This window comes from Streptomyces sp. NPDC059454, assembly GCF_042749965.1.
GTDB lineage: Bacteria > Actinomycetota > Actinomycetes > Streptomycetales > Streptomycetaceae > Streptomyces.
In genome coordinates, this window is record NZ_JBHYVC010000004.1 from 229,899 (window position 1) to 240,807 (window position 10,909).

The following is a 10,909-nucleotide window of genomic DNA, read 5'->3' on the forward strand; positions in this document are numbered from 1 at the left end:
CTCAGGTCACCTCCGGTCTCAGGGCCCATCGCGGGACGCGACGTCGAGGGACGTCGGGCGTCGACGGGGGAGCGGCCGCGGCGGGAGCCGCCAGCAGCGAGGCGGCCACGGCCAGATGCAGCAGATACGGCGAGGCGTCGCCCAGCCCGGCCTCGGTGTACGACGCGATCGCGCAGTAGCTGATCAGGAAGATCGCGCAGGCCCTCGACAGCGACGGCGGCCGCAGCAACGCGACACCGCCCAGCACGACGACGACCGCCGCCACCAGGGCGACGCCGGTCATGCCCTGCTCGTGGTAGACGGCCAGCCAGCTGTTGTCGATCGGCAGCCCGCCGAACGACTTGTCGCCCAGGCCCGCGCCGAACAGGTACTCCGAGGTCGTCCGGGGTGCCGCCAGCAGGGCGTCCCAGACCTTGGCCCGGCCGGTGAGGCTGGTGAAGTTCTCCTGGCTCTGTCCGCGCAGGAACCACGCCTGCAGCGCGGAGCCGAAGCCCACCGCGGTCACGGCGGCGCACAGCACCGTCCAGGCGAAGAACCGGCGGGCGGCGGCGCTGGTCAGGACGAGCGAGCCGATCGCCAGGAGCAGCCCGACGAGCAGGCCGAGCGTGGCCGTCCGGGTATGGGTCAGCGCGAGCAGGACCAGCGACGGCACGACGACCAGCGCCGCGCTGCCCCGGTCGGTCCGGCGGCCCAGCAGGAGCAGCACGGTGAGCCCGGTGATCACCGCGGCGTACTGTCCGATTTGCGGAGGGGTGAGCGGCCACAACGCGCCGACCAGCCGTCCGCCGTAGAGGTCGGGCAGGGCGGCGCCCGGTGAGATCGCCAGCCCGGCGGCCACCGACCCGAGGACGATGAAGTACATCCGGATGTGGTGCCGCACGAACGTCGGGCCGCCGTCCCACCAACGGCTGAGCAGCCACAGCGTGGCGACGAAGAGAGCCAGCCGGGCACAGCGGAACAGCGCGCCGAACCCGGACTCCGGGTCCGCGCTGGAGATCACGCTCGGCACCAGCAGCAGGGTGAGCAGGAACAGGTAGGCGCTCGGCCGGACGCGCAGCCGGAGATTGACCGCGAGCGCCAGCGTGAACGCGACGGCCAGCGCGCCCATGGTGACCATCTGGATGAGCGAACGGGGCAGCGGGACGATGGTCTTCGCCCCGGCGGAGCCGAGCGTGTTGAGGACCAGCAGCCCCCAGGCCGCCTGGACGAGCTTCGGCGTGTGGTCCGTGCCCATCTCAACCACCGCCCTGTGCGCGGAAGGTGCTGCCCGCGTCCTGCCGGTACGGAGGTCCCTGCCACTGCACGGCGTCGAGCACCCGGCTCGGGTCGTGGGCGGTGAACTTCCACGGCCCGACGTAGGTGTTGTCGTACCAGCGGTTGTGCTGCTCGCGGGTGATCGCCTCGGACACCCGCTCGCCCTGGTACGGCGACCAGTCCGGGTAGGTGCCGTAGTTGGCCAGCACCGCCATCCGGTCGCACATCACCGTGCAGTCGACGACGGACTTGTCCAGCACGAAGCGGTTGCCGTGGATGTCCACCCGCTGGGTCCTCCACCGGCAGTCGGCGTAGAGCGGCGCGGTGGCGATCGCCGGCTGTGTGCAGCGGTCCTTGTCCCTCACCAGCAACGTGCAGTCACCGGACGAGGTGTTGGCAGGGCTGTTGCAGAACCGGTCGGCGTTCTCCCACAGGGTGATCCCGGACCAGTTGTCCTCCAGCACGTTCCGGTGGATCTCGATCCTGTCGGTGCGGGCCCGTACCCGTGGTTCGCCGCCGGACTCGGAGATGTAGACGGTCGCGAACGGGAAGGTGTCGCCGCGGTCGGCGTACCTGCGGCCCTCGACCCAGTTGTTCCGCCGGATCGTGTTCTTCCGGATGACCGCGTTGTAGCTGGTCTCGTAGATCAGCGCGGCACCGTCGTTGGCCTCGAGCACGTTGCCCTCGATGCGGAAGTCGTTGTTGTTGGTGTCCGCCCACAGCCCGGCTCCGCGGTTGTCGTGCACCCAGTTGCCGCGTACGTCGGCGCCGTCGACGGCCCAGAACTTGACGCCTCCGGTGCAGCCGCAGCCCGGCCGCCGCCGCTCCCAGTCGCCGGTGTTGTTGCCCGTGATCTCGTTGCCCTCGACCACCAGGCCGCTGATACGGCCCCCGGCCTTGTACGCGTTCATGCCGTACTGGCCGTTGTCGCGCAGGCAGTTGGCGCGGACCTGCTGGCGGGCACCGGCCATCAGCCCGGCGCCGGAGTTGTTCCGGATCGTCGCGTGCTCGATCGTCCACCCGTCGGCCGAGTCGTGGTTGACCACGCCCTCGTCGTGCGGCGCGACGAAACCTTGCACGGTCAGGTGGCGGATGGTGACGTCGCGGGCGGTGCCGCCGAACGCGTACTGGTTGGTCCTGCGGCCGTCGAGCACCGCACCCGGCGCGCCGAGGTAGCTGTTCCCCTCCTTGGGGACGACCTGGGCGTAGCGGTCCGGATCGAGCCTGTGCGTGCCCGGCCGGAGCCAGAACGTGGTGTCCGGAGGGCTGCTCCTGGTCTTCGCGGCCAGGTCACCGGCGACCGCGGGGTCGACCGTCACCGCGCCCGCCGGCGCCTTCGCCGGCCCGGCGGCGGGCTTGTCGCACACCCGGGCCACGGACGCGGGCGGCGTGGCGGTCGGCTTCGGCCGCGCGTCCGGCGTGCCACTGTCACAGCCGGTCGCCGCCGCCAGCAGGACCAGCGTCAGCGGTGCCGCCGGTAACGCCCGGTGCCGCCACTTCATCCTCACGGATCAGGCCCCCTGACCGCGGAACCCGAGGACGGTGGTGTACTTCTCCGTGCCGTCGGCGGAGCCGGTGCCGGTACCGACCAGCGTGGTGGTGGGTTCCTTGCGGCCGAAGCCGGCGGAGTACCAGCCCAGCGGCGGGTCGCTCTCGCCGCGGTGCGCCCGCCAGGACAGCTGTCCGGGCAGGTCGAGTACCGCGGAGCGGTCCTCGCCGTCCCGGGTCCAGGTGAGTACGGCCCGGTTCCCCACCAGGTCCGCGGTGATCTCCGGGCCGAGGTGGAACGCCAGGCGCACGGCCCGGCGCGGGCCGCGCACCTCGTCGACCACCCTCAACTCCTGCGTCGTGGAAGTCAGTTCCACCCGACGGCGGTGCACGGAGCGCCGGTAGCCGTCGTGCTCGGCGCACCAGCGGGCCACGCTCTCGTCGGACGTGTCCACGGCCAGGACCCGGCTGCGGGCATGCCGGGTCCACAGGAACGGGCCACCGGAGACGGACTGGTCACCGCCGTCCACCTGCAGGGTGTTGTGGCCGAGGGTCGACCGGAAGTACCGCCGCCACTCGGGCTGCCCGTGGTAGCAGTACGTCCCCGGGTCGGCGAGCACGTCGACCCCGTCGTGCCGGACCTCCACGGACAGCGCGTCCGCGTGGGCGTGTGCGGCGATGGACAGGAATCCGTGCGGACCACCGTCACAGCGGCACCAGATCTCGCCCGGACCGCGCAGGACGGTGAGCCCCGCGTCGGCGAAGTGGTCCGGCCGGCTCGCCGGGCGTGCGGTTCCCCTTTCCGCGTACGGCCGGATGAGCGCGGCCAGCAGCGGGGTGCGCACATCGGTGCCGGTCACCTCCGGCCACCAGGTGAGAGATCCGAACACGGCGTCCCCGGTGGCCAGCAGCGAGCCCCAGCGGTCGGTGCCCGTGCCGTCCACGACCAGACCGTGCCCGTCGTCCGCGTCCCCCTGGCGCGGCGGCCGTAGCCGGCTGTCCACGACGGCCGCGAGCGCGTCGGTCATCCGCAGCAGCACCAGCCGTACCGACGCGGGCACCGGCACGCCGGCGGCGTCCGCCTCCGCCACCGCGGCCAGGCCGAGTTCCAGCACCAGTCCGTGGTACTCGGTGGCCAGTTCGCGGTTGAGGCCGGAGCCGAAGGTGTTGCCGCGCAGCTGCCGGTCCAGCGACCGCAGCGCGTCGGCCCGCCAGCGCGCCGAGGCGGGGAACCACCCGAACGCGCAGGCCGCGGCGAACTGCCCGGCGGCCTCCGCGATGACGTGGTTGTTCGCCGAGGACCCCCGGCTGGGGAAGGCGGCCAGCCAGCGTTGGTGGTGCCAGATCTGGTTCAGTGCCACCGGGTTGCCCTCGAACAGCCCGGCCGCGCCCGGCCAGCCGTCGAGCAGCCGGCGGATCCACACCCAGGACAGCAGCCGGATCCCCAGCTCGATGCCGCTGACCCAGTGCACCCCACGCAGCGGCGCGTTGGCCGCCCACCACGACCGCAGGTGCCCGGCCACCCGCTCGGCGTACCGCTCGTCCCCGGTGACCGCGTAGGCGGCGGCGAGCCGGGTGAGGTACTGGTGCCGGGACAGCTCCCAGATCTGCTTGATGTCCCCGACCGCGTCCTCGTCACGGTACGGCACGTCGAAGGCGTAACCCGACGGAGCCCGGCGTCCGGTCTTCGGGTCGTACCACCAGTCCGGGTCGGCCAGGTCGTCGCGGTCCACCCCGAAGTACTCGGCGTGCCCGGCCATCAGCCGGTCCGCCTCGGCGACGAGGCGTTTCGCGGCGTCCGGCGGCACCGCGGCGATCGTCCCCGCGGGCAGGACCGCGGTGAACCGGGCGCCGGTCACGTCCGGGCAGTCCGGTGGCGGTGCCGACCGCCACCGCCGTCTGCGCACCGCGTCGCCCACCCGGCCGCCGACCTCCCGCGGTCCCATCCGGGACAGCCGCCGCAGGTACCAGCCCGCGCTCATGGTCATCGCGCCCCCGTGAGCGTCACCGGCGCGCCCCCGGCCAGAGACGCCTGTACGGCGAGGGTGGCCGCCGTGGTGGCGACCAGCGACCGAAGCGGCACCGGCATCGGCCCGCCGGTCCGTACGGCCTTGACGAACGCGGCCAGTTCGGCGTTCTGGCCCTTGTCCCGGGCCTTGGGCAGCCGTGAACTGACCCACCGCTTGCGGCCGTACACCGAGGCACGGACGAAGTCGTCGAGCCGCAGCACCTTGCCGTCCGCGATGAGGTCCAGCGTCTCCTTGGGGAACCCGGACGATCCGGTGGTGACGTAGCTGATCGTGGCGGTGGACCCGTCCGGGTAGCGCAGTACGACCTGAAGGTCCTCGTTGCCGGACGGGGCGACCGCGTACACCGAGACCGGGTCGGCCTCCAGCAGCCAGCTCGCCGTGTCGATGAAGTGCCCGCCCTCACCGGCGAACCGCGAGCCCTCGGTGCCCTGCCGGAGATACCAGCTGCCGTGGTCGAGGCGGCCCGCGTTGACGAGGCAGCGCAGGCTCGCCGGACCGGTCCGGGCGCCGAACCGCTTCCTGGCCTCCTGCAGCAGCGGCGCGAACCGGCGGTTGAAGCCCACCTGCAGCCGGTCGTTGCCGGACTCCTCCACCGCGGCGAGCACACCGGCCAGTTCGTCCTCGGTGAGCGCCAACGGCTTCTCCACGAACACCGCCTTGCCGGCCAGCAGCGCCTTCCGGGTCAGCTCGGCGTGCGAGCTGTGCCGGGTGACCACGAACACCGCGTCGACGGACTTGTCGCCGAGCACGGAGTCGAGATCGGTGGTGGCCGCCGTGAAGCCGAACTTGCGCTGCGCGTTGGCCCCGGACAGCGCCGTCGTGGTGACGACCGTCGACAGCTCGACGCCGTCGCGCCGCGCCAGGTGCGGCAGCAGCATCGACGACGCGTAGTTGCCCGCGCCGACGAACGCGAGGCGCACCGGAGTCCTGGCGGCCCTCACCGGGCTCCGCTGCACGTTCACGGAGGGCACGGCCACCACCGGGGCCGCCGCCTCGACCTCCTGCCCGGGGTACCGGAACAGCACGGCCACGGCCTTCAGTTCGCCGTCCTTCAGGCTCCGGTACGTCTCGACGGCGTCGTCGAAGCCGGCGACGTGGGAGACCAGGGGCTCCACGTCGACGCTGCCGCGGGCGACGAGACCGAGGAAGCACGCCAGGTTGCGGCGCTCGGTCCAGCGCACATAGCCGATCGGGTAGTCCCGCCCCTCCAGTTCGTACTCCGGGTCGTAGCGCCCGGGGCCGTACGAACGGGAGAACCGGACGTCGAGCTCCTTCTCGTAGTACGCGTTCCACGGCAGGTCCAGACGGCACTTGCCGATGTCGACGACCCGGCCGCGGTCCCGGCAGAGCCGGGCGGCCAGCTCGACGGGCTGGTTGCTGCCGCCGCCGGCGGCCAGGTACACCTGGTCCACACCGTGACCGTCGGTGAGTTCGGCGACGGCACTCTCCACGGCCGCTGACGCGGGATCGCCGCAGGCCGCCGCGCCCAGGCGCTCGGCGAGCTCGCAGCGCGCCGGATCGGGGTCGGCCCCGACGACCCGTACCCCCGAGGCGGCGAGGAGCTGCACCACCAGCTGCCCGATCAGCCCGAGGCCGATGACCAGCGCCACCTCGCCGAGCCGCGACTCGCCCTGGCGGACGCCCTGCAGCGCGATCGACCCGACGGTGCCGAAGGCCGCGTGCCGCGGCGCGAGACCGTCCGGCACCGGGGCGTAGAGGTTCTTCGGCACCCAGTTCAGCTCGGCGTGCAGCGCGTGCTCGTTGCCGGCGCAGGCCACCAGGTCGCCGACCTTCACGTCGTCGATCCCGGCGCCGACCTGCTCGACCACCCCGCACAGCGAGTAGCCCAGAGGCGTGTAGGAGTCCAGCTTGCCCATCACCTTGCGGTAGGTGGCGGGCACCCCGTTGGTGGCCACGCTCTGCACGACCTTGGCCACCTGGTCCGGCCGGGAGCGGGCCTTGCCCACCATCGACATGCCGGCCTCGGACACCTTCATCAGCTCGGTCCCGGTGGAGATCAGCGAGTAGGCGCTGCGGACCAGCACGCCGCCCGGCTTGCAGCCCGGCACCGGCACGTCGAGCAGAGCCAGCTCGCCGCTCTTGTAGTTCTGTACGACCTGTTTCACCCGAAGTCCTCTTGTCTCTACGCCGTCAGGGAGTTCCGGCCGGACCCGGAGGTCGCGCCGCGGTACCAGTACTCGAGGGTCAGCACGTGCCACAGATGCTTGGAGAAGTCCCGCTGCCCGGCGGCGTCCTCGGCGACGAGCCGCTGAAGCGCGTCGCGGCGCAGGATCCCGGAACGGACGAGCTCGCCGTCGTCGACCACCTCGCGCACCAGCGGCGCCAGATCCCGGCTCATCCAGGCCCGCAGCGGGGCGCTGAACAGACCCTTGGGCCGGTACACGATCTCCCGGGGCAGGACCGAGACGGCCGCCTCCTTGAGGACGGCCTTGCCCTGCCGTCCGACGATCTTGCGGTCACCGGGCACGGCGAACGCGGCCTTGACCACCTCGACGTCCACGTACGGCACCCGCACCTCGGTCGACGCGGCCATGCTGGAGCGGTCCGTGTAGGCGAGGTTCAGGCCCGGCAGGAACATCCGGGTGTCGCCCAGGCACATGCGGTTGACGAAGTCGTCGAGGTCGTTGTCCTGGTAGGTGTCCGCGTGCTCGGTCAGCACGTCCTCGACCGCCGGGGCCAGGTCCGGATCGATCAGGGCGAGCAGCTCGTCCCGGTCGTACATGGTGTAGCTGCGCCGGAACGCGGTCTCCTCCGGCAGATCGGCGAAGGAGAGGAACCGCTTCGCGAAGCGCACCGACCGGTACCCCCGGCGGCTCGTCGCGACCGGCAGCCGCTCCACGGCCGCGGCCGCCCCGCGCCGCAGGGGCCGCGGGACGCGCTGGTAGCGCAGCGCGATCAGGTTGGCCAGGTGCTTGCGGTACCCGGCGAACAGCTCGTCGGCGCCCATCCCCGAGAGCATCACCTTGACCCCGGCCTCCCGGGCGGCCGAGCAGATCAGGAACGTGTTGATCGCGGCGGGGTCGCCGATCGGCTCGTCCAGGTGGTACGTCATCCGCGGCAGCAGGTCGAGCACGTCCGGAGCGATCTCGATCTCGTGCAGGTCGACGCCGAACCGCTCGGCCACCTGCCGGGCGTAGCGCAGGTCGTCCGGCATCGCCTCGAACCTGGCGTCCGCGGCGCGGAACCCGATCGTGTAGGCGGAGATCCCGGGCCGGTCGCGGGCCGCCAGCGCGGTCAGGTAACTGGAGTCGAGACCGCCGGAGAGGAAGGTCGCCACGGGCACGTCGGAGAGCAGGTGCCGCCGGGTCGACTCCTCGACGATCGCGTTCAGGTCCGGCCGCTCGCCGGCCAGGGCCCGCTCCCGGCCCTCGGCGGCGACGTCCTTCAGGTTCCAGAACCGGCCGCGCTCCACCCGGCCGTCGGGCCGGCACCTCAGCCAGCTTCCCGGCGGCAGCTTCTCCGCCTCGCGGAACGCGCACCGCGAGTCCGGCACCCAGTAGTACAGCAGCGAGGCCACAAGCGCCGCGGGGTCCACCTCCAGCGACCCGCCGGTCACCGCGGCGAGCGCCTTGAGTTCGGAGGCGAACACCAGACCCTCGCCGCGCCGGAGCAGGAACAGCGGCTTGATGCCCAACTGGTCCCGGGCCAGCACCAGTTCACCGGTCCGCTCGTCGAAGATCCCGAACGCGAACATGCCGCGCAGCCGGGGCAGGCAGTCCGTGCCCCAGCGCCGCCAGGCCTCCAGCAGCACCTCGGTGTCGGAGGTGCCGCGGAAGCGCACCCCGGCGGCCGCCAGCTCGGCCCGCAGCTCGGGCGCGTTGTACAGCTCGCCGTTGTACGTCAGGACGAGGCCGCCCGAGACCATCGGCTGGGCGCCGGTCTCCGACAGGTCGACGATGGCCAGCCGGCGGTGCCCGAGGTGCACCTCGCCGTCACCGACGGGACGGCTGTACCGGCCCGCCCCGTCCGGACCGCGGTGGGCGAGGACATCGGTGAGCCGGTCGGTCACGGCCTTCCCGTCCGGCCACCGGTACGTGCCTGCGATGCCACACATGTTCTACCGCGCCTCCTGGTCGCTGTCCGGGACCCGCGCCGCCGGCATCGGCAGCCGCTCCGTCCCCCGCCGTTCCTCCCCCACCGCCTGGACGGCGTGGGAGGCACCCCCACCGTTCTGCCGGGCCGGCCGCTCGCTCCGGCCGCGCGGCGCGGTGTGCGGCCCGTCCCACAGCGTGCCGTCGGTCCGGTCGTGCGGATCGGGGTCGATCAGCACCACACCGGTCACCGCGATGCGCTGGTCCGCGAGCTGCCGCGCCACGGTGTGCAGCCACGCGGCGCTGCCGTGCCCGGCCCGCACGACCAGCACGGTCCGCGTGCCGAGGTACCGGAGGTCGGTCCACGCGGTGCCGGGCGCCACCGAGCCGACGCCGAGCCGGCGCTCATCGGGCGACACGGCCGCGGCGTCCGCGCCGCTGACCACGGTGGGGTCTCCCGGCTTCGGGCGGCGCCCGGCGAGCTGCGGGCCGGGCAGACCGTCGACGACGACCACCGGCCCCTGAGCCGCCAGTGCCCGGGCGAGGTCCAGGGCGATCCCGCTCGCGCCGCGCGCACAGCCCAGTTCCAGCAGCGACACCGGTTCCGCGGAGCCGCGCACGGTACGGGCCAGGGACACCGTGAGCCGTTCCCGTGCCGCCCGGATCCGCCGGCGCCGCCACGGCCCGGCCGGCCGGCGGGGCAGCTCCGCGACGACCGAGGCGCCGAGGTGCGCCGCGATGTCCCGGCGCAGCACGGGACGGTCCGCCACCACCGCGCCGACCGCGGCCACCGCGAGCCCGAGGGCGAGCCCGAGGACGAGCCCGATCGCGGCGTCGGTGGCGGCGGCCCTGGGCAGGGAGTGCCGCACCGCGCGCGGGGCGTCCACGACCTGTGTGCCGGCGACGAGCTGGGGCGTGCCGATGCGCGCCTCCCCGGCACGCTGGCCGAAATCGGTGATGCGCGAGGTGAGTTCGGCCCGGCGGGCGAAGAGCGACTCCAGGTCCGCCGCCGCCTTCGGCTCGCCTTCCGGCTCGCTCTCCGGCGATCCGTCCCCGATCGCCTTGTTGACCTCGGCGAGCTCGTCCCGCATGCGGTCCCGCTGTTCGAGCAGGGTCTTGGCCTCGGCGTCCGCGGCTTCCCGTATCCGCCTCACATGGTCCGCGACGAACGCGTCGGCCAGCGCCTCGGCGCGGTCCACCGCTTCCGCGTCGCTGTCACCCGTCGCGGTGATCTGCAGCAGGTTGTTGGTCAGGCCGGTCCCCTCGTAGTCCTCCATGAAGTCCTCCGGCTTTTCCGCGGATCCGAGGGAGCGCAGGGCCTCACCGGCGATCCGCGTGGTGTGCAGCAACGCGGCGTCGGTGCGGATCAGCGTCCCGGGGTCGTTCGGCTGGTCCTGCTGATGCGCGACCAGCACCTTGGCCACCGCGGTCGGCGGCGGCGGCAGCAGGACCGCCACCGCCACACCGACGAGCAGCCCCAGCAGCGCCACGGAGCACCAGAGGCGGCGCCGCCTGCGCACCGCCACCACCAGTGCCTGCAGATCCAGCAGCGGAGCGGCGGCCGACGACTCCGACGTCGTACTCGTCGTCACCGTGCACCTCCCGTCGCGTCGCCGCCCACCGCGAGCGCCGGCGTGGCGGTGTCCCGAGGACGGCCGGCGGACCGCGCCGGACGGGCCGGGACCGTACCCGCGAGGACGATGCCGACGACCTCGTGCCCGGCGTCCGCACACGCCTCGGCGATGCCGGCGAGCTCCTCCGCGGTCCGGCTGCCCGCGCCGAGCACGACCAGGGCACCGGACTCGTCGTCGCGGTCCGGGACCACCGGCCGGTACACCGAAACCCCCACCATCCGCAGCAGCGGATCGCTCCCGGCCTCGGGGGCGAGCCGCCCCGCGGCCCCGCGGGGGGGGTCGGGGCCCGGCCGGGCCTCGGCCAGCACCCCCCGGGGGGCCCGGCGCCCGGGCCGGGGGGGGGGGCGCCCCCCCCCGGGGGGCCGCGCGGGGGGCGCGGGGCCCGGGGGGGCGGTTGGGCCGCGAGGGCCCCCCCCCCCCCCCGGGGGGGGGCCCCCCCCCCCGCCGCCCC

General features: G+C 73.6%; 6 protein-coding genes and 1 pseudogene. All 7 read right to left on the reverse strand.

Annotated elements, in window-relative coordinates:
• Window position 1: 1 nt before the first annotated feature.
• On the reverse strand, window positions 2-1,234 hold the full coding sequence (locus ACFXAE_RS04650; protein WP_384707883.1) for an O-antigen ligase domain-containing protein: 1,233 nt from the start codon (window positions 1,232-1,234) through the stop codon (window positions 2-4).
• Between the two features lies 1 nt (window position 1,235).
• A complete protein-coding gene (locus ACFXAE_RS04655; protein ID WP_384707940.1) occupies window positions 1,236-2,756 on the reverse strand; it encodes a right-handed parallel beta-helix repeat-containing protein in 1,521 nt (506 codons plus the stop codon).
• Between the two features lie 9 nt (window positions 2,757-2,765).
• Window positions 2,766-4,730, reverse strand: a complete 1,965-nt coding sequence (locus ACFXAE_RS04660) for an alginate lyase family protein (RefSeq protein WP_384707886.1) — start codon at window positions 4,728-4,730, stop codon at window positions 2,766-2,768.
• A complete protein-coding gene (locus ACFXAE_RS04665) occupies window positions 4,727-6,898 on the reverse strand; it encodes a bi-domain-containing oxidoreductase (RefSeq protein WP_384707889.1) in 2,172 nt (723 codons plus the stop codon). Before ACFXAE_RS04665 ends, ACFXAE_RS04660 begins: the two co-directional genes overlap by 4 nt.
• Before the next feature lie 17 nt (window positions 6,899-6,915).
• The gene (asnB, locus tag ACFXAE_RS04670) at window positions 6,916-8,847 is read right to left on the reverse strand and encodes an asparagine synthase (glutamine-hydrolyzing) (RefSeq protein ID WP_384707892.1); all 1,932 of its coding nucleotides are present in this window, start codon (window positions 8,845-8,847) and stop codon (window positions 6,916-6,918) included.
• A 3-nt stretch (window positions 8,848-8,850) separates the two neighbouring features.
• Window positions 8,851-10,416 (reverse strand): Wzz/FepE/Etk N-terminal domain-containing protein, encoded by a 1,566-nt coding sequence (locus tag ACFXAE_RS04675; protein WP_384707895.1) that lies wholly within the window; start codon window positions 10,414-10,416, stop codon window positions 8,851-8,853.
• Window positions 10,413-10,909: pseudogene (locus ACFXAE_RS04680) on the reverse strand (polysaccharide biosynthesis protein); the annotation flags it as partial. The pseudogene ACFXAE_RS04680 and the gene ACFXAE_RS04675, both read right to left, overlap by 4 nt.

Coding starts and splice junctions, on each gene's coding strand:
- ACFXAE_RS04650 (WP_384707883.1), bottom strand. CDS start 1,234: ATGGGCACGGACCACACGCCGAAGCTCGTCCAGGCGGCCTGGGGGCTG.
- ACFXAE_RS04655 (WP_384707940.1), bottom strand. CDS start 2,756: ATGAAGTGGCGGCACCGGGCGTTACCGGCGGCACCGCTGACGCTGGTC.
- ACFXAE_RS04660 (WP_384707886.1), bottom strand. CDS start 4,730: ATGACCATGAGCGCGGGCTGGTACCTGCGGCGGCTGTCCCGGATGGGA.
- asnB (WP_384707892.1), bottom strand. CDS start 8,847: ATGTGTGGCATCGCAGGCACGTACCGGTGGCCGGACGGGAAGGCCGTG.